General features: G+C 42.3%; 22 protein-coding genes. 14 read left to right on the top strand and 8 right to left on the bottom strand.

Going from position 1 to position 23,826, the window contains the following annotated elements:
* Together CEG13_RS14420 and CEG13_RS14415 are read right to left on the bottom strand one after the other, a co-directional pair.
* Positions 1 to 669, bottom strand: coding sequence for a CPBP family intramembrane glutamic endopeptidase (locus tag CEG13_RS14420; protein ID WP_420843803.1), 669 nt, complete (start codon positions 667 to 669; stop codon positions 1 to 3).
* A gap of 484 nt (positions 670 to 1,153) precedes the next feature.
* On the bottom strand, positions 1,154 to 2,251 hold the full coding sequence (locus CEG13_RS14415) for a branched-chain amino acid aminotransferase (protein ID WP_100012597.1): 1,098 nt from the start codon (positions 2,249 to 2,251) through the stop codon (positions 1,154 to 1,156).
* Positions 2,252 to 2,631: 380 nt separating this feature from the next.
* Between CEG13_RS14415 and ilvD the strand changes: the two genes are divergently transcribed.
* The 11 genes from ilvD to groL all read left to right on the top strand — a co-directional run bounded on the left by ilvD (position 2,632) and on the right by groL (position 17,284).
* The gene (gene ilvD / locus CEG13_RS14410) at positions 2,632 to 4,317 is read left to right on the top strand and encodes a dihydroxy-acid dehydratase (protein WP_100012596.1); all 1,686 of its coding nucleotides are present in this window, start codon (positions 2,632 to 2,634) and stop codon (positions 4,315 to 4,317) included.
* A 1,209-nt stretch (positions 4,318 to 5,526) separates the two neighbouring features.
* Positions 5,527 to 7,203 (top strand): biosynthetic-type acetolactate synthase large subunit, encoded by a 1,677-nt coding sequence (ilvB, locus tag CEG13_RS14405; protein ID WP_420843802.1) that lies wholly within the window; start codon positions 5,527 to 5,529, stop codon positions 7,201 to 7,203.
* The gene (gene ilvN, locus CEG13_RS14400; protein ID WP_100012594.1) at positions 7,200 to 7,721 is read left to right on the top strand and encodes an acetolactate synthase small subunit; all 522 of its coding nucleotides are present in this window, start codon (positions 7,200 to 7,202) and stop codon (positions 7,719 to 7,721) included. The genes ilvB and ilvN overlap by 4 nt, the downstream gene beginning before the upstream one ends.
* Before the next feature lie 536 nt (positions 7,722 to 8,257).
* On the top strand, positions 8,258 to 9,292 hold the full coding sequence (ilvC, locus tag CEG13_RS14390; protein WP_100012593.1) for a ketol-acid reductoisomerase: 1,035 nt from the start codon (positions 8,258 to 8,260) through the stop codon (positions 9,290 to 9,292).
* A complete protein-coding gene (locus CEG13_RS14385) occupies positions 9,279 to 10,823 on the top strand; it encodes a 2-isopropylmalate synthase (protein ID WP_100012592.1) in 1,545 nt (514 codons plus the stop codon). Before ilvC ends, CEG13_RS14385 begins: the two co-directional genes overlap by 14 nt.
* 76 nt (positions 10,824 to 10,899) lie before the next feature.
* Positions 10,900 to 12,006 carry a 3-isopropylmalate dehydrogenase gene (leuB, locus tag CEG13_RS14380; RefSeq protein WP_100012591.1) on the top strand — a complete coding sequence of 369 codons (1,107 nt, stop codon included), beginning with the start codon at positions 10,900 to 10,902 and terminating at the stop codon, positions 12,004 to 12,006.
* Between the two features lie 21 nt (positions 12,007 to 12,027).
* On the top strand, positions 12,028 to 13,434 hold the full coding sequence (leuC, locus tag CEG13_RS14375; protein WP_100012590.1) for a 3-isopropylmalate dehydratase large subunit: 1,407 nt from the start codon (positions 12,028 to 12,030) through the stop codon (positions 13,432 to 13,434).
* A gap of 12 nt (positions 13,435 to 13,446) precedes the next feature.
* The gene (gene leuD / locus CEG13_RS14370) at positions 13,447 to 14,034 is read left to right on the top strand and encodes a 3-isopropylmalate dehydratase small subunit (protein ID WP_100012589.1); all 588 of its coding nucleotides are present in this window, start codon (positions 13,447 to 13,449) and stop codon (positions 14,032 to 14,034) included.
* A gap of 55 nt (positions 14,035 to 14,089) precedes the next feature.
* Positions 14,090 to 15,037, top strand: a complete 948-nt coding sequence (gene ilvA / locus CEG13_RS14365; protein WP_100012588.1) for a threonine ammonia-lyase — start codon at positions 14,090 to 14,092, stop codon at positions 15,035 to 15,037.
* 273 nt (positions 15,038 to 15,310) lie between these two features.
* The gene (gene groES / locus CEG13_RS14360) at positions 15,311 to 15,595 is read left to right on the top strand and encodes a co-chaperone GroES (protein ID WP_100012587.1); all 285 of its coding nucleotides are present in this window, start codon (positions 15,311 to 15,313) and stop codon (positions 15,593 to 15,595) included.
* A 57-nt stretch (positions 15,596 to 15,652) separates the two neighbouring features.
* Positions 15,653 to 17,284 (top strand): chaperonin GroEL, encoded by a 1,632-nt coding sequence (gene groL / locus CEG13_RS14355; protein ID WP_100012586.1) that lies wholly within the window; start codon positions 15,653 to 15,655, stop codon positions 17,282 to 17,284.
* Positions 17,285 to 18,110: 826 nt separating this feature from the next.
* Here groL and CEG13_RS14350 read toward each other — a convergent pair.
* The 3 genes from CEG13_RS14350 to CEG13_RS14340 form a co-directional block, all read right to left on the bottom strand.
* Positions 18,111 to 18,338 carry a DUF2187 family protein gene (locus tag CEG13_RS14350; RefSeq protein ID WP_100012585.1) on the bottom strand — a complete coding sequence of 76 codons (228 nt, stop codon included), beginning with the start codon at positions 18,336 to 18,338 and terminating at the stop codon, positions 18,111 to 18,113.
* Between the two features lie 85 nt (positions 18,339 to 18,423).
* Entirely contained in the window at positions 18,424 to 18,915 is a 492-nt protein-coding gene (locus CEG13_RS14345; RefSeq protein ID WP_158234709.1) for a MerR family transcriptional regulator, read from the bottom strand.
* A gap of 227 nt (positions 18,916 to 19,142) precedes the next feature.
* A complete protein-coding gene (locus tag CEG13_RS14340) occupies positions 19,143 to 21,398 on the bottom strand; it encodes a helix-turn-helix transcriptional regulator (protein WP_158234708.1) in 2,256 nt (751 codons plus the stop codon).
* Positions 21,399 to 21,606: 208 nt separating this feature from the next.
* On the opposite strand from CEG13_RS14340, the gene sinI reads away from it, so the two are divergent.
* Both sinI and CEG13_RS14330 read left to right on the top strand, forming a co-directional pair.
* A complete protein-coding gene (sinI, locus tag CEG13_RS14335) occupies positions 21,607 to 21,792 on the top strand; it encodes a DNA-binding anti-repressor SinI (protein WP_100012582.1) in 186 nt (61 codons plus the stop codon).
* A 418-nt stretch (positions 21,793 to 22,210) separates the two neighbouring features.
* Entirely contained in the window at positions 22,211 to 22,417 is a 207-nt protein-coding gene (locus CEG13_RS14330) for a hypothetical protein (RefSeq protein ID WP_100012581.1), read from the top strand.
* On the opposite strand, the gene CEG13_RS14325 is transcribed toward CEG13_RS14330, so the two are convergent.
* The 3 genes from CEG13_RS14325 to CEG13_RS18830 all read right to left on the bottom strand — a co-directional run bounded on the left by CEG13_RS14325 (position 22,411) and on the right by CEG13_RS18830 (position 23,225).
* Positions 22,411 to 22,629 (bottom strand): YrhK family protein, encoded by a 219-nt coding sequence (locus CEG13_RS14325; RefSeq protein ID WP_100012614.1) that lies wholly within the window; start codon positions 22,627 to 22,629, stop codon positions 22,411 to 22,413. The genes CEG13_RS14330 and CEG13_RS14325 overlap by 7 nt on opposite strands.
* 203 nt (positions 22,630 to 22,832) lie before the next feature.
* The gene (locus tag CEG13_RS14320; RefSeq protein WP_100012580.1) at positions 22,833 to 23,081 is read right to left on the bottom strand and encodes a DUF1259 domain-containing protein; all 249 of its coding nucleotides are present in this window, start codon (positions 23,079 to 23,081) and stop codon (positions 22,833 to 22,835) included.
* 3 nt (positions 23,082 to 23,084) lie between these two features.
* Positions 23,085 to 23,225, bottom strand: coding sequence for a hypothetical protein (locus tag CEG13_RS18830; protein WP_158234707.1), 141 nt, complete (start codon positions 23,223 to 23,225; stop codon positions 23,085 to 23,087).
* 247 nt (positions 23,226 to 23,472) lie between these two features.
* On the opposite strand from CEG13_RS18830, the gene CEG13_RS18825 reads away from it, so the two are divergent.
* Positions 23,473 to 23,628 carry a hypothetical protein gene (locus tag CEG13_RS18825; RefSeq protein WP_158234706.1) on the top strand — a complete coding sequence of 52 codons (156 nt, stop codon included), beginning with the start codon at positions 23,473 to 23,475 and terminating at the stop codon, positions 23,626 to 23,628.
* The last annotated feature ends 198 nt before the right edge of the window (positions 23,629 to 23,826 follow it).

Below are 23,826 nucleotides of genomic sequence, written 5' to 3'. Positions count from 1 at the left end.
TTATCCTCCTAAAAAGATCATCTGTTGTTCCAGTTGCTGCCGCATTTGCTCCAGCTCCTCCGGTGAGATGCCGAATTGCGCGATCATCACAATGGTATTCATCGCCATGTGAACGATAATTGGCACGATAATCCGCTTTGTCTGCACGTACAGAAAGGCAAACACAAATCCCATCGCCGTATAAACCAACAGGTGCAGCGGATCGAGGTGGATTAAGGCAAATATCACGGCAGATAACAGGGCGGCAAAGAAGAAATTCATCCGCTGATACAGCCTGCCAAAGATGATTTTACGGAAAAGAATTTCCTCCAGAATTGGTGCGAAAATCGCCGGGACGATCATAAAAATCGGAGCGGCCCGGGTGATGTCCATAATGACCTGGGTGTTTTCCGACCCGGGCTGAATTCCCAGTACTTCTATTTCAATCAGACTGGCAATGCCTTGAGCAAAAAAAGCCATGATTACACCGAGAATCGACCAGGCAACCATCATGGTTGTGCTGGCTGCCTCCCGCATCGGCTGCATTTTCATATCCGGCCGTATAAGCATTAAGGTTACCACAGTTGCCAGTAAAAAACTCAAGATCATTGAGTAAACCTGGGCTTGAAGCTCCTCCACCGGAAACAGCAGATAAATAACCGGTGCAAAAATAACACTTAACAGTTGCATTAGAATGTAGGTAAGGATAACCCACCAATATCGTGATGGCAAATCAAACGACTCCTTTAAGAAAGGTATAATATAGTCTATGTAGTTGATGGTCAGGCTATATCCTTTCGTACGTATTTTCTATTCTAACACAGGGAAAGTCTGCCTGTCTGGTTGGAAAACGCCCCATACTGCACACCCGCTTACTCGACCGTGGACAGTGGGCAGGGTGAGAATGCGTAGCGAGGTACGAGCGAGGAGGCTCACGGGTCATCCGAGAAATGGAATTGGCTGATTCAGAAACTATTCAATTAGTGGAGTCGCACAGGTAGAAAGTTCCTATACAGCTACTGTGAAATCGGGCAAAAGTGTGCGGGAAGTTCATGATGCTGTAGTGAATCTTTTTTTATCAAGGAAGCATTATTACTTATCAGTTATGAAATAAATGCCACAACAAAAACCCCCCCGAGCAAGCGATCTCGAGGGGGGTTGCCTGTTTACACGTCTACTGAGCTATTTTACTTACCTTTTCTCTCACTTTAGAAACCCAGCCAAATGGGTCTTGCTCTCTTCCATATTGAATACCGGTTAACGTGTCATATAATTTTTTCGCTATTTCCCCTGTTTTTTCACCGTTAATAAGAAAATCATTATTATTCCAGGTTATTTGACCGATTGGGGAAATAACTGCTGCTGTTCCTGCACCAAATGCCTCTTCAAGTAATCCATCTTCATGGGCTTGCTGCAATTCTTCCATCGAGATTTTTCGCTCTGCAACAGGAATATCCCAATGTTTCAGGAGCTGGATAACCGAATTTCTTGTTATCCCTTCAAGAATACTGCCATTTAGCGCAGGTGTAACAACTTCTCCGTTGATTTTAAAGAAAATATTCATACTGCCTACTTCTTCAATATATTTCTTTTCAACACCGTCTAACCATAGGACTTGGGCAAATCCTTTATGATCGGCAACCTCCTGAGCTTTAAGGCTAGCAGCATAGTTGCCACCGGTTTTCGCTTCACCGGTTCCGCCTTTTACGGTACGGACAAATTCGTTTTCCACTACAATTTTCACCGGGTTGATTCCTTCTTTGTAGTATGCTCCAACAGGTGACAGAATGACGATTAACTTATAATGGAGTGATGGGGCCACACCTATATAGGATTCGGTGGAAATGATGAATGGGCGAATGTACAAAGAGGTTCCATCTGCTTCCGGAATCCAGTCCTTATCTACGGAGACAAGTTTTTTAATCGCATCTATTACAAAATTCTCATCAATCGGAGGGATGCAAAGCCGATCGTTGGAACGATTAAAGCGCTGCATGTTTTTTTCCGGACGAAATAATTGCGCATCTCCATCAGCTGTGTGATAAGCTTTCATCCCTTCGAATACGGATTGGCCGTAATGAAATACCATAGCGGACGGGTCGATGGTAAGCGGCTGATATGGTACAATACGCGCGTCATGCCAACCGTAATATTCCGAATAATCCATGATAAACATATGGTCTGTGAATACTCTCCCGAATTTCAATTGATCAGTATTTGGTTTATCTTTCTTTACAGGACAATGGTTTACTTGAATATGCTGTACCTCCATGTCAACATCCCCTTGTTGGTAAAGTATTCTTACTATAATAATCCATTTTCATTATTTATTCAATAGGCATTTTCAATTTTTTTGTTGAATTGAATTAATTATCCCTTTACAAGAAAAAATAAACCTACCCTTTTCATCCCAGGTATGGTAAAATCGTTAATTAAATTATTAGAAATTCTAATAGTTTCAAAAAAGGAGATGCAAGGGGAACGAAAATGGAGGCGTTGAAAAAAGTTAGTAGTTTTGCAGGAAATACGCTTGCGATTTGGGTCATCTTATTTGCGAGTCTTAGCTGACTTTTTGGCAACTTCTAACATGATTTCATTGAACCCTTAGAAAATCAGTCCTATAATTATTCGAAAGAAAGGTGGAATTCTAAAATGAAAAAAGATTTACGTGTTAAAAGTCATGTATTCGATGGTGCCATGCGAGCGCCAAATCGTGCTATGCTCCGGGCTGTAGGAGTAACGGATGAGGATTTTAAAAAGCCAATGATTGGTGTTGCCAGTACATGGGCAGAGGTGACTCCATGTAATGTACATATTGATGATCTGGCTGTTCGAACAAAGGAAGGCGCTAAAGAAGCTGGGGCAGTGCCCTTAATGTTCAATACGATAACCGTTTCTGATGGGATTTCCATGGGGACGCAAGGGATGCGTTATTCACTGCCGAGCCGTGATGTGATCGCTGATTCGATTGAAACCGTAGTAGGCGCAGAAAATTTGGATGGATTTGTGGCCATTGGTGCCTGTGATAAAAATATCCCGGGCTGTATGATTGCTATTGCTAATGCGGACGTCCCGGCAATATTTGCGTATGGCGGGACGATTGCGCCAGGATCCAATAAGGGCCAAGATGTCGATATTGTCTCGGTATTTGAAGGTGTAGGTAAAAATAACAACGGGGATATAGACGACGATGAACTAAAATCTATCGAATGCAGTGCATGCCCTGGAGCTGGAGCGTGTGGAGGAATGTATACGGCAAATACGATGGCATCCGCTGTCGAAGCGATGGGAATGAGCCTGCCAGGCAGCTCATCGAATCCAGCAGAATCAGCAGAAAAAGCTGATGATTGCGCGGCTGCTGGGAGAGCGGTCTATCATTTGCTTGAAAAAGGAATTTATCCAAAAGACATCATGACAAAAGAAGCGTTTGAAAATGCCATAACTGTTGTCATGGCTCTTGGAGGATCAACGAATGCTATCCTGCATTTACTAGCGATCGCCCATGCGGCGGAAGTAGATTTAACGATTGACGATTTTAACAGAATACAAGCGCATGTTCCACATCTTGCTGATCTAAAACCGAGTGGAAGCTTTGTTATGCAAGATTTGCACCGTGTTGGCGGCGTAAAAGGTGTGATGAAGCTTCTTTATGAAGAAGGCTATCTCCATGGAGACTGCTTAACCGTAACAGGTAAAACAGTTGCTGAAAATCTGGCAGAGGTCTCTTCCCTTGACGAAGATCAAAAGATAATCATGCCATTTGATCATCCGAAACGTGAAGATGGACCATTGATCGTTTTAAAAGGAAATCTATCTCCTGATGGAGCAGTAGCGAAAGTATCTGGTGTGCAAGTCAGTCGTCATACGGGTCCTGCTCGTGTATTTGACACCGAAAAAGAAGCTACTGCTGCAGTAATGGATAATCAAATTAATGACGGTGATGTGCTGGTTATACGCTATGTTGGGCCAAAAGGCGGACCGGGAATGCCTGAGATGCTGTCCATTTCCTCCATCCTGGTTGGAAAAGGACTCGGGGAGAAAGTTGCCTTATTAACTGATGGAAGATTTTCAGGTGGTACACATGGCCTGGTCGTCGGCCACATCGCACCTGAAGCACAGGATGGCGGGCCAATTGCATTCCTGAAAGAAGGCGATTTGGTTACCATCGATTCGGATAAAAAAGAAATTTCCATGGACGTATCAGAAGAAGAATTGGAAAACCGTCGTGCTTCATGGGCTGCGCCCCCACTTTACAAAAAAGGGATATTGGGTAAATACGCACATAATGTCACCAGTTCCTCCAAAGGCGCCGTAACAGACTATTTAAATAGGGATTGACGGTGCCTGTCACTTCCCGAATTTTGTCGAATCTGACCTGCCGCTACGGAAATACATTCCGCTTTCCACGGGAAGCTGGTGAGCCCTCTTGTGCTGTCGCACTTCGGGGTCTCACCTAGGCTTTTCTTCCCGCAGGAGTCTCCATGTATTTCCTTCGCTGGTAGGGTTGTTTTTTAAAATCATTTAAAAAGAGCCTATATTGTTTATGGTTGATAGGAGTGAAGGACAACATACTCCAGTGGGAAGAGCACGAATCTTGATGAGCAGCGGCGGCTTCCCGTGAGAAGACTGGATCTAAGGTGCGCGACTGCCTACAACAGAAATCAACCATCAAAAGTGAATATTGTTTTTTAAATATAACAATCAGTAAAGTAATAAAGCACCCCGTTAGCGGAGGAAATACCCCGAGACTCCTGCGGGATGGTAAGCATAGGTGAGACCCCACAGCGCGTCAGCGCGAGGAGGCTCACCAGCGCCCGCGGAAAGCGAGGGGTATTTCCGTAGCGGCAGCCTATGTCGCATTTTTTTCTATCAACTGCGAGAATGAGAAGACCCTGAAATAGTCTCAGTTCAAAACTGGGGCTATTTTTTTGTAATCAAAATGTAATATTTATATTTAAAAAAGTCAGGTTATTAATATACAGGGCTTGTAAGCGGATACAATTTATTTTACTTATCAAAAGTATCAAAACCTTTTAAAAAAGCTGTTGACCTTTTTCCAAATCCGTTATATGATAGTTCGCAATATCAAATATTTAACTTTTATATAGAAAACTGGTCACCGGCAATAGTTGCCAAAAAAGCAAACGTACAAAGGGATTTATCAAAATATTATAACATAACTCGATGACGGGAAAAAAGGAACATGTGCCATGTACTTACAGAGATCTGGGGTTGCTGGAAGCCCAGAAGTACATATTGTTCTGACATCTTCTCTGAGTGCTGAGCTGAACGGATTCCTATTAGGCTCAGCCAGGTGCATTTACATGTACCTGTTATCAAAATAGGCTGATCATCAGCCTTGTAAGGTAGTATTCGTAAGAGTGCTATAAATTTGGGTGGTACCGTGAAAATGACTCTTTTCTCCCCTGAAATTCTGACTTTGTGCAGATTTCCGTGTGGAGAGAAGGGTCTTTTTTTATTAATCAAATAAGGAGGCATGTTGTTGTGAAGGCTGAGGTAAAACAGGAAGTGGAACGGGCGAAAGAAATGATAACCGGTGCTGATTTATTAATTGAATCATTGGCTGATGCGCAAGTGGATACGGTATTCGGTTATCCTGGCGGAGCGGTATTACCGATTTATGATGCACTGTATCGGAGCGAGGCGCCGTTCAAGCATATACTTTCCCGGCATGAGCAAGGCTCCATTCATGCAGCTGAAGGATATGCACGTGTTACCGGAAAGCCTGGAGTCGTATTGGCAACTTCTGGACCTGGTGCGACAAATCTGATTACCGGGATTACGGATGCAATGATGGATTCCTTGCCATTGGTTATTTTTACCGGTCAAGTAGCAAAAGGAGTAATTGGCACAGATGCATTCCAGGAATCGGATGTGATGGGGATTACAACTCCGATTACGAAGTATAATTATCAGGTCAGCCAGCTTTCTGAGCTGCCAAGAATCGTAAAAGAAGCTTTTCATATTGCTTCAACAGGACGCCCGGGACCGGTTGTTGTGGATATACCGAAAAATATTTCACAAGAACTTACGCCACCTAACTTCAAAAATGATTTTTATTTGCCTGGTTACCAGCCGACAAAGCGGCCGAATCCATTACAAATCAGGAAGCTGGCGGACGCTTTAAGCCGTTCCAAAAAGCCGATGTTGCTGACAGGCGCAGGTGCCGTATTCGCAAAAGCGTCCGAAGAATTAAAAGATTTTGCGGAGAAATTTCAGCTTCCGGTAGCCAATACATTACTCGGACTAGGCGGATTTCCGGGAACCAACGGGCTTTCTTTAGGGATGGCAGGCATGCACGGGACATATGCGGCAAACATGGGGATGTATGAAGCTGATTTGTTAATCAATATCGGCGCAAGGTTTGATGACCGCTTAACTGGAAATCTGGAGCATTTTGCACCACATGCCAAGGTTGCCCATATCGATATTGACCCGGCGGAAATAGGCAAAAATGTTCCGACAGCTATTCCGGTGGTTGGGGATGCAAAAGAAGCGCTGCAGGCGTTATTAGATAGCCCCATCGATCAACCGGATCATCAAGCCTGGAAGGAGAAGTTACTAAACAACAAGAGAGATTACCCATTGTGGTATGAACGATCAACTGACGTCATTTCCCCGCAATGGCTGACAGAGCAAGTGTACCGCATGTCGGAGGGAGAAGCGATTATTACAACAGACGTTGGGCAGCATCAAATGTGGGCAGCACAATATTATGCTTTTGATAAACCGAATCGGTGGGTTACTTCAGGGGGGCTTGGCACGATGGGATTTGGCTTTCCGGCGGCCATTGGCGCTCAACTGGGAGCACCGGAAGATTTGGTTGTTGCACTGGTTGGTGATGGCGGATTTCAAATGACATTACAGGAGCTTTCCGTTCTGAAAGAAAAGAACCTTCCTGTCAAAGTAATTATCGTCAATAACGAAGCATTAGGAATGGTTAGACAATGGCAGGAAAGTTTTTACGAGGAACGTTATTCTGAGTCAATCATAGCAAATCCGGATTTTGTAAAACTTGCCGAAAGCTACGGGATCCGAGGTATGAAAGTAGACAAAGAGGAAGATGTCGCCAGTGTGCTTGAAGATATATTTGACTATGATGGACCGGTTGTTGTCGATTGCCGGGTTGAACAAAAAGAATGTGTTTATCCGATGATTGCCCCAGGTAAAGGGATTCACGAAATGATAGGGGTGACGAAATGAAACGTATTATCACAGCAACCGTTCAAAATCAGAGTGGTGTTCTCAACCGGGTTACAGGGATGCTGAATAAACGGCAATTCAATATCGACAGTATATCCGTTGGCAGTTCAGAAACAGAAGGCATTGCCAAGATGACATTCGTCGTTGAGGTGAGTGATCCCCAGAAACTGGAGCAATTAACAAAGCAATTAAATAAGCAAATTGACGTAATAAAAGTATCGGATATCACTGATAAAGCAATGGTCGCAAGGGAACTCGCGCTTATAAAAGTTGGCGGCAACGGTCCATTGCGTGCAGAAATTCAAGGGATCATCACACCATTTCGTGCATCTGTCATCGATGTAAGCAAGGATAGCCTAACCATACAAGTGACAGGAAAACCGGATAAGGTTGAAGCATTAATTACATTGCTAAGACCTTATGGAATTAAAGAATTGACGAAAACGGGTGTTACTGCATTCTTGAGAGGTCAGCAGCCAGCAAAGCAAGTTACTGAGATTAACTCATTTTCAATATAAAATAAGGCTGTTTTCTAAAAGAATGTTGTTTTTATCACAATATATATAAACTGTGAATTAACTTCTGCCGCTGCGGAAATACACTAGTAAAAACTTCCGACCGAGAGTGTTTCACTTTGGCAGAGTGCTCGTTGATTTCCGCTACGGGCATCCGCTTTCCGCGGGAAGCTGCCGAGCCCCCTTGTGCTGGCGCACGACGGGGTCTCGCCTAGGCTTTTCTTCCCGCAGGAGTCGGATGCCCTCCGCTCCAATCAACCATCTACAGAGTTAATTGTTGTTGTGGTTGTAAATCGGATGAAGTCACAAAAACACATCCAGCGGAGGAAATACTCCGAGACTCCTGCGGGAGGAATGGCATCGGTGAGACCCCGCAGCGCGTCAGCGCGAGGAGGCTCACCAGCCACCCGCGGAAAGCGAGGGGTATTTCCGCAGCGGCGGCCAGTAAGTTACGCCGCAGTTTCCATCAACTCCTAAATAAATAAACAACAAAACTTACGAAAAGAGCCTTAAATATAAAATAGAAAGGGAGATTACTAATGTCAAAAGTACTTTATGAAAAAGATGTTCAAAAAGAGGTATTGCAAGGAAAGAAAATCGCAGTAGTTGGTTATGGATCACAGGGGCATGCACATGCACTTAACCTTCGGGAGAGCGGCTATGAGGTTGTTGTAGGACTCAGACCCGGTAAGTCTCAAGAAAAAGCGGAGGAAGATGGCTTTTCTGTCCTTTCCGTAGCTGAAGCAACACGCAGTGCAGATGTTGTCATGGTGCTTTTGCCGGATGAACTGCAGCCATATGTCTATCAGGAAAGCATTAAACCAAATCTTGAGTCTGGTAATGCCATTGCATTCGCCCATGGGTTTAACATCCATTTCAATCAAATTGTACCACCGAGTAATGTTGATGTATTTCTCGTTGCACCAAAAGGGCCTGGACATTTAGTGCGCAGAACCTATGAAGACGGTGCAGGCGTTCCATCTTTATACGGTGTGTATCAGGACGTTACCGGTAATGCAACAGAGCTTGCACTTGCCTATTCACAAGGAATCGGTTCAGCGAGAGCGGGAGTTCTTGAAACAACCTTTCAGGAAGAAACAGAAACTGATTTGTTCGGTGAGCAAGCAGTACTATGCGGCGGTGTCACCAACTTGATCAAAGCAGGATTTGAAACATTGACAGATGCAGGATATCAGCCGGAAGTAGCTTACTTTGAGTGCATGCACGAAATGAAGTTGATTGTTGACTTGCTGTATGAAGGCGGACTGGAAAACATGCGCTATTCCGTTTCAGATACAGCACAATGGGGTGACTTTGTATCCGGCCCACGCGTCATTAATGATGAAACGAAAGAGCGGATGAAAGAAATCCTTGCAGATGTGCAGTCAGGTAAATTTGCCCAAGGATGGGTGCTTGAAAACCAAGCAAATCGTCCACAATTTAATGCGATCAATGCCAAGGAAAATCAGCTGCCAATTGAAAAAGTAGGAAGGGAGTTACGGGATTTAATGCCTTTTGTAAAACAGCCACTGCAAACCAAACAAAAGGATGTGAAACAGCATGTCACAAATTAAAATTTTCGATACAACACTGAGAGATGGCGAGCAGTCACCGGGCGTTAATCTGAACAAATTGGAAAAATTGGAAATCGCCAAACAGCTGGAGCGCTACGGTGTGGATCGGATGGAAGCGGGATTCCCTGCTTCCTCCCAAGGCGATTTTCAGGCAGTAAAGGCAATAGCGGATACGATTAAAGGAACGTCTGTAACGGGGCTGGCAAGAACTGTTAAAGAGGATGTCGACATTGCTTGGGAGGCACTTAAGGGTGCTGATGAGCCACGGGTGCATTTATTCTTGGCAACATCTCCCATCCATATGACGTATAAACTGAAGCAAACGCCGGAAGAAGTCATGAATACTGCAGTAAACATGGTTGCTTATGCGAAACAGAAATTCCCGCAGGTGCAATTTTCCCCGGAAGATGCATCGAGATCGGATTGGAATTTCTTAGCACAAATTATTGAGCGTGTCATTGATGCCGGAGCCACGGTGATTAACATGCCGGACACGGTTGGCTACACCACCCCGAAAGAGTACGGGGAAATGTTTCGGTTTATAAAAGAGACAGTTCCGAATATTGATCGTGTCGACCTTTCCTGCCACTGTCATAATGACCTGGGAATGGCTGTCGCAAATTCCATTGCAGCAGTGGAAAACGGCGCCACACAGGTAGAGGGAACGATAAACGGCATTGGAGAAAGAGCAGGAAACGCTAGTCTGGAAGAGGTAGGTGTAGCCCTGAAGATACGTTCAGATTACTATCCCTATCATACCAATCTTAAACTGAATGAAACCAAACGCACAAGTGATCTTGTAGCAAAATTAACTGGTATGTATGTGCAGGCAAATAAAGCAGTAATCGGGCGTAACGCATTTGCGCACGAGGCTGGTATCCATCAGGATGGCGTACTGAAAAATAAAGAAACCTATGAAATTATCACACCGGAGATGGTTGGAGTAAACGCGAATACCCTATTCCTTGGAAAACATTCCGGGCGTCATGCTTTTAAGGATAAGGTCAAAGAACTTGGTGTTGATCTGCCTGATGAAAAAGTAAAAGAGGCATTCGTTAAATTTAAACAATTAACCGACCATAAAAAAGAGGTAACTGATGATGACATATTTACCATGTTAATGGAAATCCAAACAGACATAGCATCTGTGAATAAATACCAGCTCGAGATGTTCCAGGTTCAATATGGAACAGCGAATATCCCGACAGCTACAGTAAGATTGAAAACGCCAGAAGGAAATGCGATTGAAACAGCTTGTACAGGTAAGGGGAGTGTAGAGGCATTGTATAAAACCCTGGATGCCTTAATTGCAGAGGAATTGCGATTGGTAGATTACCAGCTGAACTCCGTTGGCGGTGGAAAAGACGCACTCGCCGAATCGCATGTACAGCTTGAGGTCAATGGAAAAAAAGTTAATGGCAGAGGTGCTGCCCAAGACGTAATAGAAGCTTCTGCAGCTGCATTTTTAAATGGTGTGAACCGTTATATTGTAGGGCAGAATCAGGCGCAGACAAAAGAAGCAGTTAAGTAGAGGGCAGAGGTCGGATTGATGGAAATCGGTAAAATAGCCGGTTTCCTTTCATAAATAAGAGGAGGGAGACCTTATTATGAATAAACAAATTATTCTGCTTCCGGGCGATGGTGTTGGAAAAGAAATTATGGAAGCTGCGGAAGTTGTATTAAACACGATTGCCAGTGAATTTGGCCATACCTTTACATTTCATCAGCATAAGATCGGTGGAGACGCGATTGACCATTATGGGGTGCCACTGCCGGAAAACACGATGAAGGCCTGTCAAGAGGCGGATGCGATTTTACTGGGAGCAGTTGGGGGAGAAAAATGGGACGCTTTTCCAGCGCATCTGAGACCTGAAAAAGGATTGCTGGGAATTCGAAAGACGTTGGGATTATTTGCTAACCTTCGTCCTGTGAAAGGCTTTGCTCCATTACTCGATGCTTCTCCATTAAAAAAAGGTGTGATTAGCGGCAGTGATATCTTAATCATTCGGGAGCTGACAGGTGGGCTTTATTTCGGCAAGCCAAGTGAAAGGCGTGAAGAGGGGGAAGCGGTTGTTGATACCCTTTATTACAAGCGGAGCGAAATGGAACGGATTATTGATAAAGCTTTTCAAAGCGCGCGTCTAAGAAACAATCATTTAACATCTGTTGATAAAGCGAATGTCCTGGAATCCAGCCGCATGTGGCGGGAAATTGTGGAGGAGAAAAGCAAGGATTACCCGGATGTAACGGTAGAGCATCTGCTCGTTGATGCTGCAGCAATGAAATTGATCACACAGCCGGATCGCTTTGATACCATCGTTACGGAAAATTTATTTGGTGATATTTTAAGTGATGAAGCATCCGTCTTAACAGGCTCACTGGGAATGCTGCCATCTGCCAGTATACGTTCCGATGGCCTCGGACTATATGAACCTGTTCATGGTTCAGCGCCTGACATTGCTGGTAAGGAGGTAGCGAATCCATTAGGAATGATTCTCTCAAGCGCACTCATGCTCCGGCACTCATTCGGAATGGAACAGGAAGCGGCAGAGGTTGAAGAAGCTGTCAGCGAATGTCTGGAACAGGGATATCATACCCCTGATTTGCAGATGAAGGATGGCAAGCAAGTTGGTACAAAAAAAATGACAGAAATGGTACTGGAAAACCTGACGACGAAAAGTGTTTGCAATAGCATTAGTAATATGTATGCCTAATAAGCAGAGGAGGTTTAGCAAATGGCAAGACCTGAAACTATTGTCAGTAAAATTTGGAATAAACATGTCGTGCATCAAGAGGCAGGAAAACCGGATTTAATGTATATTGATCTGCATTTAGTGCATGAGGTAACCTCTCCTCAGGCTTTTGAATCCTTGAGTCTGAACAATAGAAAAGTGCGCAGGCCGGATTTAACCTATGCCACAATGGATCACAATGTTCCCACCAAAGATCGGGATGTGGTTAAAGACCAAATTGCCAATAAGCAAATGGAAACATTAAGGCAAAATTGTAAAGATCACGATATCCCATTAGCAGACATGGCGCATCCGGATCAGGGCATTGTTCATGTGATCGGCCCGCAGCTTGGATTAACCCAACCGGGAAAAACAATTGTCTGCGGCGATAGTCACACCTCCACACATGGTGCATTTGGCGCGTTAGCTTTTGGGATCGGCACAAGTGAAGTGGAGCATGTGCTGGCAACCCAGACGTTGCAGCAGGAACAGCCTAAAACATTGAATGTGCATGTAGAAGGCGATCTGGGCCCAGGAGTAACGGCAAAGGATTTAATTCTGGCAATCATTGCTAAATTTGGAGTGCGATTCGGAACAGGCTATGTCATGGAATATACAGGTGATGCAATTCGGAATTTATCGATGGAAGGTCGCATGACGGTATGCAATATGTCCATTGAAGCTGGAGCAAGGGCCGGATTAATCAGCCCTGATCAGAAAACAATTGATTATTTAGAAGGAAAAGAATATGTGCCTGAGGGCGCGGCATTTACGGAGTTAGCTGACTCCTGGCTTAATCTGGCAACAGACGAAGGTGCTGTCTACGATAAGACCGTAACCATCAATGCGGCAGAGATTGAGCCACAGGTCTCATGGGGAACAAATCCGGGCATGTGTGTGCCCGTTAGTGGAGCAACTCCAAGCCTGGACGATGTTGACCATAGGGAAGATGTCAAGCGAGCCTTAGAGTATATGGGGCTGAAAGAAAATCAGCCGATGACATCCATCGCAATCGATCATGTATTTATTGGTTCATGTACCAATTCGCGCATTGGTGATCTAAAAAAAGCAGCTGCAATAGTTGAAGGAAAACAAGTAAACCCACAAGTGAGGGCTATTGTTGTCCCAGGTTCGTTCGGTGTCAAACTGGAAGCGGAAAAAGAGGGACTGGATACGATTTTTAAACAGGCAGGCTTTGAGTGGCGCGAATCCGGCTGCAGTATGTGTTTAGGGATGAACGATGATATTGTCCCACCGGCGGGAAGATGTGCATCGACCTCGAACCGGAATTTTGAAGGAAGACAGGGAAACGGGGCTCGTACGCATTTAGTAAGTCCAGAAATGGCAGCTGCAGCTGCAATAGAAGGTCATTTTGTGGATGTTCGCAAATTTGCAGGTGTACCTAACTAGGAGGTGTGTGTTATGGAAGCAATTCAGGAGCATAAGGGATTGGTTTACCCTTTAAACCGAACGAATGTTGATACCGACCAGATTATACCGAAACAATTTTTAAAACGTATCGAACGAACTGGATTCGGCAAATTTCTTTTTTATCATTGGCGATTTGATGATGATGGGAATGAGCGGGCTGATTTTGGATTGAATAAGCCGGCATACCAAGATGCCACAATTTTATTAGCAGGGGAGAACTTTGGCTGCGGCTCTTCCAGGGAGCATGCACCCTGGGCATTGTTGGATTACGGTTTCCGCGTTATTATAGCTCCGAGCTTCGCAGATATTTTTTATAATAATGCTTTAAAAAATGGAATTATCCCCATTCAACTGGACGAATCACTGTTAAAGCAATGGATGCGCCAGGCTGAGGAGTCTGCATTGGTATTAGATGTAGATCTAGAGGGTCAGCGGATCGTTGATGGGCACGAACATGAGGTGCATTTTGACATCCCAGCTTTTCATAAGGAAAAATTATTAAATGGGTTGGATGAAATAGCCTTAACCTTAAAGCTCGAGAAGAAAATAGAGGCATATGAAAAAGCTTTAGGAAAATAATGAGGAGAGTGAAACCATTGGGGATTGTTTAACAGGTGAAAAGGTTTATACGGCAATGGAAAGTTTAACACCCATTGTCCATCGTACACCTTTACTAACATCAAAGACGACCAACGAATTACTTGAGAAAAATGTTTATTTTAAAATGGAAAACCAACAAAAAACGGGTGCATTTAAATTTAGAGGCGCCAGTTTTAAATTAATGCAGTTAACGGATGAACAATTAAAAAATGGCGTTATAACTGCTTCAGCAGGAAATCACGCACAAGGTGTTGCCCATGCTGCGGCAAAATTTGGTGCGAGTGCAACGATATTCATGCCTGAAAAAACGCCACTTGCAAAAGTTCATGCAACAAGGAACTATGGCGCTGATATTGTGCTCATAGGAGAGTCGTTTCAGGAAGCCTATGAAGCCTCCATGAAAAGACAGCTGCAGACGGGAGCTGTTTATATTCATCCGTTTGACGATTATGATGTCATGGCAGGTCAGGGCACAATTGCCATGGAGATGCTGCATCAGGAGCCACTTCTTGATACGATTATGGTACCCATTGGCGGGGGAGGGCTTATTAGTGGTACAGCAGTTGCCGCTAAGCACGTAAACCCTAATATAAAAATTATTGGTGTTCAAGCAAGCGGAGCATCCGCAATACATGATAGCTATCATAATCAAGATGCGCGGAACTTGAAATCTGTTTCTACGATCGCTGAAGGCATCGCCGTCAAACAGCCTGGCAAAAACACATTGCCGCTGATACGTGAATGGGTTGATGATATCATAACCGTTACAGATGAAGAGATCGCTTCTGCCATTGTTTATATGCTTGAGCGGAATAAGACATTAATGGAAGGTGCAGGCGCTGCAGCATTAGGCGCACTTTTTGCACATCATAAGCAAATCGCATCGCGTCACTGTGGTGTTATTGTAAGCGGCGGGAATATGGATATTGGAAATCTGCCAAAAATCCAGCGGCTTGCTGAGAAATTGCATCATTCTGCATGAAAAAAACTCGGAAGTTAGGACGGATTGTATAAGGAAGGCTGAAATGGACAATCCATTTCAGCCTTCCTTTTTTAAGATGGAACGAATCCTCGCTGCCTCAATTTTTTTACAAAACCCCCTTTGTCGAATCCCGTCACACAAAAACCGCAAAAACAGACCATCTTACGCTTGCATTTTTTAAATGAATTATTTATTATAAGAATTGAGTTTAGCACTCGAATGGTTAGAGTGCTAACAACAAAAACCAGACATGGAATCAAGGAGGCTTTCTACATGATTAAACCACTAGGAGATCGTGTTGTAATCGAGCTTGTTGAGCAGGAAGAAAAAACTGCAAGCGGTATCGTACTTCCAGACTCTGCCAAAGAAAAACCTCAAGAAGGTAAAGTCGTGGCAGTCGGATCCGGCAAAGTAATCGACAGCGGAGAAAAAGTTGCCCTGGAAGTAACAGAAGGCGACCGGATTGTTTTCTCCAAATTCGCCGGCACCGAAGTGAATTATGAAGGCACAGAGTATTTAATTCTTCGGGAAAGCGACATCCTGGCAGTTATCGGTTAAATAACCATATACTTAAAACTTCACAAGCTGATTTAATTTTAAGGAGGGCTTTTTTACATGGCTAAAGAACTGAAATTTAATGAAGACGCGCGCCGGGCAATGCTCCGCGGTGTCGATACATTAGCAGATGCAGTAAAAGTAACCTTGGGGCCAAAAGGTCGCAATGTTGTATTGGATAAAAAATTCGGCTCCCCGCTGATCACCAATGACGGGGTGACCATCGCAAAAGAAATCGAACTGGAAGACGCTTTTGAAAACATGGGTGCTCAGCTAGTATCCGAAGTAGCATCAAAAACAAATGATGTTGCCGGTGACGGTACGACAACCGCAACGGTTCTTGCCCAGGCAATGATCCAGGAAGGCTTGAAAAACGTAACCTCCGGAGCAAACCCTGTAGGAATTCGCCGCGGAATTGAAAAAGCAGTTGCAGCAGCTGTCAAAGAACTGCAAACCATTTCCGAGCCTATTGACTCTAGAGAGTCCATTGCTCAGGTAGCAGCTGTATCCTCCGGTGATAATGAAGTCGGCAACCTGATTTCCGAAGCAATGGAGCGTGTCGGAAATGATGGTGTCATTACAGTAGAGGAATCAAGAGGATTCAACACCGAGCTGGAAGTGGTTGAAGGGATGCAATTCGACCGCGGCTATGCTTCCCCGTACATGGTGACAGACCAGGACAAAATGGAAGCAGTACTTGAAGATCCATATATTTTAATTACGGATAAGAAAATCGGCAACATCCAGGAAGTATTACCAGTACTCGAGCAAGTAGTACAGCAAGGCAAGCCACTTCTTATGATTGCGGAAGATGTAGAAGGCGAAGCACTGGCTACACTGGTTGTCAACAAACTGCGCGGCACATTCAACGCCGTAGCTGTTAAAGCACCAGGTTTCGGCGATCGCCGCAAAGCAATGCTTGAAGACATCGGTATTTTGACTGGTGCAGAAGTGATCACCGAAGATCTTGGACTGGATCTGAAGAGCGCGACAATGGAGCAGCTGGGACGCGCTTCTAAAGTTGTCGTAACCAAAGAAAATACAACGATCGTCGAAGGATCCGGAAATCCGGAAGCTATTTCTTCCCGCGTAGCGCAAATCCGCGCACAAGCAGAAGAAACTACTTCTGAATTTGATAAAGAAAAATTGCAGGAGCGCCTTGCGAAATTAGCTGGCGGTGTCGCTGTCATCAAAGTCGGTGCAGCAACGGAAACCGAATTGAAAGAGCGCAAACTCCGCATTGAAGATGCACTAAACTCCACACGTGCAGCAGTGGAAGAAGGCATCGTATCCGGTGGTGGTACTGCACTTGTGAATGTCTACAAAAACGTGCAGGAATTAGCACTGGAAGGCGATGAAGCAACTGGTGCAAGCATCGTGCTGCGTGCACTGGAAGAGCCTGTCCGTCAGATCGCACACAATGCTGGGCTGGAAGGTTCCATCATCGTTGAGCGTCTAAAAGGCGAAGCAATCGGTGTCGGCTACAACGCAGCAACCGGCGAATGGGTCAACATGGTTGAAGCCGGTATCGTAGACCCAACCAAAGTAACCCGCTCCGCCCTGCAAAACGCAGGTTCTGTAGCAGCAATGTTCTTGACTACTGAGGCTGTAGTCGCAGACAAGCCTGAAGAAAACGAAGGCGGCGGTGCACCTGATATGGGTGGCATGGGTGGTATGGGCGGCATGATGTAAGCTGCCCTGCCAAAACCTTGATATATAAAAGTTCTTGTTTAAGATGAGAACAAAATGCTAACATTTGGCTAATATCTACTACATTATTGCAGGCTTCTCATAAGTTGTCCAAACTTCTGAGAAGCCTCTTTTTTTAATTCGTTTGCTACATGTAGATGGATATTTCTGGTGGTTTTATCTTCTGTGTGACCTAATCTCTATCCAAATGACAGTGGATCGTGAAATAGCTTATGATATTGCTGAAATTAGTTGAAAGCATGATTGTGCTTTTCACAGTTAGAAGAAGTCTAAGTTTCGAACTAACTTCCTTGCCATATTAAGCTAATAGGCTTATTCCAGAACCTGACGCTAGAATGGAATACGAACCTCATTCCTAAAGCAAAGTGGAGGGGCTAACCCTCCACTTCGTTAACTAAATAATACCCCAATGCTAAACAGCTTATTCTATTTATCTTACGTAAATAATTACGACTTTGAATCATTCATTTACCCAGTTACAGGAAAGTATGGAATCAATGGGTCGGCATACATAGAGTTTTTACAATTGTATAGTTTAAACAAGAGACAGCCAGACGACGATTGGCGTAGCTTAAAAAAGGTGACATATGAAATGGATTGTTTACTGAATAACAAAGAAACCAACAAAAAAATTTTTTCCTCAGCCATTTCAGTCGCTCTAACGGCGTTGTCAAACTCTGGTATATGAACAATACTCGGATGGGAAAAATAGTGAGCATCTTTATGACAATATTTACTCGATAGGAATGAAAAAACCGGGCAGCTTTTTGCCCGGTTTTCTAAGGAGATTAAGGGAGGTATACGTGTTTTAGTAATTACATCTAAGATGGTATGGTAAGACCCTGTATTTATCATGTGCGACAACAGTGTTCGGGTGGTTGACCTCCAGTTCTTTCAAATCCTGGAAGACGGAGATGTCGACAACACTGCTATTTCTTAATTGAGATCGCAATACCTTTCCTTTTAGAAGTTTTTCTTCCCTCATAAATTCGATGACATCCCCTTGTTTAGCTCTTTTCGTATCCGGCTGAAACATGGCGATTCCTCCTTCAGTTTGCTTTATATCAGATTTAACGCTTTGCTTGTTTGAATAAACCAGCAAACTTTTCCTACATTTTCTTTTATTTTGTAATTTCCTGTTTTAATGTTTGAATCTCTCGCTTTAAATCGGCTATTTCTTTTGCTTGTTTTTCCGCATGTTCGATTCGCTTGTTTTGTCTGTCCTGCTTTTCCTGGATGTTTTTTAACCATTTTTCTTGATTAGCTACATTAGATACAGTCATGCCGATGGTCTGCATCACGGATAAAATATTTTCTTTGTAATTTCCATTTTCCAATGTTGTTTGTACATCTTTTATGGAACTATCGACTGTGATCGGAAAACTTCTATTTTTCAACATTTCCATAATCTGTGGCTTTTCATAGTTTTGGTCTTTACATTGCTTGATGAATTTCAGTACTTCAATCGCTTCAGGATGATAATATGTATCATCCTGCTGGTCTGATGTCGGGATATAAACATTAAAATCCTTGATCCAATTTGCTGCGGTATTTTCTGAGATGCCAACAATAAGGCACAAACCGCTGATACCTAACAATTCCAATGTTTTCACCGTCTTTCCTTTTTGTCCTAGTTTGCACGTATTCCATCTTATTTCCGATCGTATCCTTATGATAAAAAATAAAAAAGGGATGCGTATGTGATGAATGTGGCAAGGGTGAGTGAAAATATTTCAAATAAAGTTATGTAAGATCGATTGACGTGCGCACAAAAACGGTTATACTGTTAGCCATGTAACAACGTCAAAGGTGTGCTAATTAAAAAGGTAAGTCACGAAGACTAAAGCAGCAGTTGTTTTTTAGCGATTGTGATAGCTTCTACTCTATTTTTAACGTTTAATTTTTTGAATATCCTATTAAGATGGCTTTTTACAGTACCTTCTTTTATTTTTAATCGCTCTCCTATAGAGTGATTAGATAAACCATTTTGAATGTGCTTTAAGATTTCAATTTCACGAAGAGTTAATGCTTCTTTCATTTTAGGATTTACTTTTATTTCTTTTAACTCCTCTTTATTTACTAATTGTAATAATTTATTGCTATATTGCAATAGATGTTCTGGAATGTCTTTTTGAACATCCGAAAAAGCCAGAAATAATGTAGGATCTTCATCGATAAATGACCTTGTAAAACCGTAATTATACCCGATTTCTAACGCATCTTTTAGATAAAATCGTGCATCTGATTCTTGCTCTAGTTTGATTGCTGTAATAGTTTGAAGGATTCTTCTTTTTAGATGAGTACCGTGATCTTTACCTAAGGATTTCGACGTTATCATGCGATTCAGTAAATAGCTAGCTTCTTCTTCGTCTTGGAAGGCAAGTAAAGCTCGAGTGAGCATAAAATATTCAAAAGATGTCCATTCATTCCAATACCTGTTCAATAATCTTTTTTGTTCATGTACCCACTCTTCAGCCTCGTCGTGATAGCCTTCTTGGAGTTGAACGTATGTTTTTGATGCTTTTCCAATTCGTTGCCAAACCGGAATTGATGTCTGGAGGGAGCGATAGTAAATCTCCTCTGCAAGAAAATGAACTTGCTGAATGTTATGTTCCGATTGATGGCAAAGCAGCTCCAGCCATAGTGCGGGAATTGAAATACCAGGAAAACGGTTAGATTCTATTGCAAGCCAAATTTTTTCTAAATTCCGCCTTGAATCGCTTATATAGTTTTGTTCATATAATACCTCTGCAAGCTCTAATTGACGAAAATGATTGCAAGCCAAAGAGTCGTCTTGAGAAGTAGAGACTTGATATTTACTTATTATTTTATTCATATTACCTTCAAAACTGAGACGGCTTTGAATAAAAGGCATATTACTATGGTTGAGTTGAATAAATGGCGTCCATTGATCTTTTTTCACATTTATAATCATATGGCATTCGCTTTGTTCTTTAGCATTAGTTAGTTTTGACAAAGACATTACCCAATGATAAAGCGAAAGGATTTCTTTGTCTTTATAAATTTCCTTGGAGTCAATGCGTTCAAACCAGTCCTGTATAGTTTGATAATCCTGTAATAAAAGAATATCTGGTGCAATCTTCTTTATGTATTTGATAGCCATTTTTGAATTTTGTCCTTGGATAGCTATTTCAGCTGCTTCTTTATATAATCCCTCTTTTTCTAAAAATAAAACTGCCCCATCCATTGTCTTCTTGTGGTCAATAAAGGTAAATCTCTCATTTATAACCGCCCTCAGGAGTGGGTGGAACCTGTGAAACCACTGATTTTTATTTAGAAATTTATTTATTAATAAATGCTTTTCGAGAATATTGAATAGAGGATCCATTTCCTTTTGTAATAGCTCTCTTGCAAAATCAAAGGATAAAAAAGGAGGTACACCTAACGGTCGTAATAGCCGTAAAGTATCTTCTGTAAGTTGTTCCAGCCATTCATGACGCACATAAGACTCCAGAATAGGAGTAACTCTCCCGCGATTATCAAGTAACGGACCGTCATGACTAAGGTGATGATGATAGGAAAGCTGAAGTAAAACAGGACAACCTTCCGTTACTTCATATAAGCTTCTTTTTTGATTTTCGGTTAAATTAAGTGGATCCATATATTGCTGAAATAACCAGAATTCAACTTCTTCCTTGGTGAACCTTAAATACTCCGTATCAATCACAAATGTTTCCTGTTGTAAATCGGAGTCATTTTTTATTGCAGATAAATCCATACGTGATAATAATATAAAAGTCTTACATGAAGGAGCCTGTATGAGCCACTTTTTCAATTCTGTCAATGCTTCCGGTTTTCTCAGAAGATGCACGTTATCTATAATAATTACTGTATCTTCTTTTGTTGAATCGTTTGGAATTTTAGTTAAATAAGAAAGTAAATTTTTAGGATTATTGAAGGAGTCCGTTATTTCAAACCACCTAAAGGTTCTTTTGGATAGTTGACTCCAATGCTTGACGAGAGTTGTTTTTCCATATCCGGCGGGAGCCTGGATACATGTAATTTTGTTATGTAGAACTCTGTTAAAAATATTAATAAATCTTACTGGTATGTATGTTTCTAACTTGTTTTTCAATTCACTTTCCTCCAAAAAAACAATTTGATTCATCATTATACATATTTGACATTGATGTATGTTTTTCCTTTAAAAAGTATCTATAAAAATGAAAAATTATAACTTTAGTTACTATACGGTGCAATTTGCTCATGATAATTTGATTATATAAGAGAATTACTTCGAAAATATAAATGATTAATTTCTATTATTGAAGGGTGGAGGGGAAATGGAAAATAAGTATGCGTTTGATGAAGAATGGGTGAAGCTGATTTGGGAAGCGAAAATGCAAGGTTTAAAAAAAGAGGATGTTTTAGCCTACATAAAACAAAAAGACCAATACTGGCAAAAAAAGCACATAACTGTAAGAAGTAACGGGCTCAGGTTTGAGGTAAAACACAGAAAAAAGCAATAAAATAACAAAACTAATATTTAATGCAGAAAATCAAATCTTCTCGTCAAAAACACTTTTAGTTAATTTCCAGTCAACATTCCTTAATTGTCATTTTTCACTTTCAAAAAGATATCTGATGCAAAAACTAACGAGTACTAGTAAAATACGTACAAAAGCATCACACTTCTTAACTTTTTAATCGGCGGGACCCCTCCCCCAACAAGGCAGGTTATATAAATATTATTGATATAGGTTCAAAACGATACGACTGGTTATTTATAGTCAGAAAAATTGCGGCAAGCTGCATGAGGTTGAAAATGTAAAAGCTGTTGCCACTTGTGAAATCACCTGGATGCGGATAACATGCTGACCAATTTCGTTGCGCGGCAACTGCAGCCATTCGCCAGGCGGAAAATACAGAGAAGCTAAGAAGTTTGGCATGGAGCAAATTGGCTGGATGATGCAGATATTATCCGAACAGGAGGAAGCCTACTATGGCTACCTGGCTGTCGTCAATTCTACTTCTATCAAAGAAAACACCATCCAGCAGGGAAGCAGCATATTCGGAGAAGAAGTAACCAATAATGGTGCATGGCCCCATATCGTGAAGGATATGGGGGGGGTTATCATTGAGCGATTTCAGTGAAAAGCACTCTGGCTCCTTTGTGAGTTTTTTCTCACGAAGAATGCGTGCATCAATTTTAAAATAGGACGCCCTAACAGTTGCACACTACCCAAGATGAAGAGAATGGTTCCCGCTGTCTGAGTGGAATGCCATAAAAATAATATGCTCCCTACTGTAAACCATATGCCCAATCCAATGTCATTGGCGATGGAGAGAAACTTATACTTTTTCATAAAGAAAACTTCGAACTTACCTATTTGAATATCATAATACTTCTTGTCATTACGGATCTTTGGCACTATAGTAAACCTCCTTTTTCTCGTGATGGGTTCTTTCAAGGAAGGAAATGTAATAAAATTTATTCTCACTCAATTTATGAGTCAGATGCAAATAGAAGCTATCCCTGTTGTTTGGCCAGGGGTAGCCTCCTTTTGCCTTAAACTTTAAGCGCTTGAATGGAATCAGCTAATTTTCGGGCAAATTCTTCTGGCTTCTCCACTGATTGGACATGCAGATATTTAATACTTGGCTCGGCAAACAACCAATGATTATGCAGGGCAGTTATGGACAGATCGTTCTTGCCCAGTGATCTTGTGAAATCAGGGATCTCCTCGGGGAGAAGGACAATTTCCGCATGGTTGAGGGCAGTGCCATCATTTTCTAAGGCTTCAAAATGAATTTCCATGCTTCATTCGCTTTTGAATGTGCGCTCTTGAACAGTCACACCTAAATCTCTTTCCTTCTCTACAGCCCCCATACCTTTCTCCGTGGTGACCTCTGCACCCAGGATATCCCCGAATTTATTGGCTATGCTCTCTAGATCAGCCATTTGATCAACTCTTTATTTGAGACGCATATACCATTTCCTTTCAAAGCTACATTAATAAACATCTTCTTGGCAGGTAGTTTCATTCTTAAGGTACCAGAGAAAATGCATACTGACTCTACGATCGGGGAAAGGACTTTATAAAAAGGAGAAAGGGTGGTGGAGAAGAACCATTATTGAACGGAGCCATGCCTTGTTTACAAATGCTTTTGTTCAAGATCAAATTCGAATATCTCAATGGGAGGCTTTCTTGAACCGTACGGGCTTAGGTCATGTAACATTTGAGGTGGTAATGGATCATATTCATACATTCTTGTATCCGATATATGAAAGTTTATTAGATGAAGACGAGTTTTTCAACACATGGGGCAGCAAGGATAAGAAATGGATTAAAAAACGAGAGTAAAGCTTGGAGTAAAACGCCGTAAATGAATTGTTTTACCCATGAAACTATTTAAGAATATTTCTTTGAATATAACCTTCTGTATTTCATTAGGTTAGAATCTATAATAGTCAATAATACTGCTAATCAATGAATTAGAGGGATATCAATGCGCAAACGCAGTTTCAATGAAAGTGTTGAAAACCTATTTTTAGAACGTAA

This window comes from Lentibacillus sediminis (assembly GCF_002763455.1).
GTDB classification, from domain to species: domain Bacteria; phylum Bacillota; class Bacilli; order Bacillales; family Amphibacillaceae; genus Lentibacillus_D; species Lentibacillus_D sediminis_A.
The sequence above is the reverse complement of the archived record's forward strand: the minus strand, read 5'-3'. Positions and strand labels throughout refer to the sequence as shown.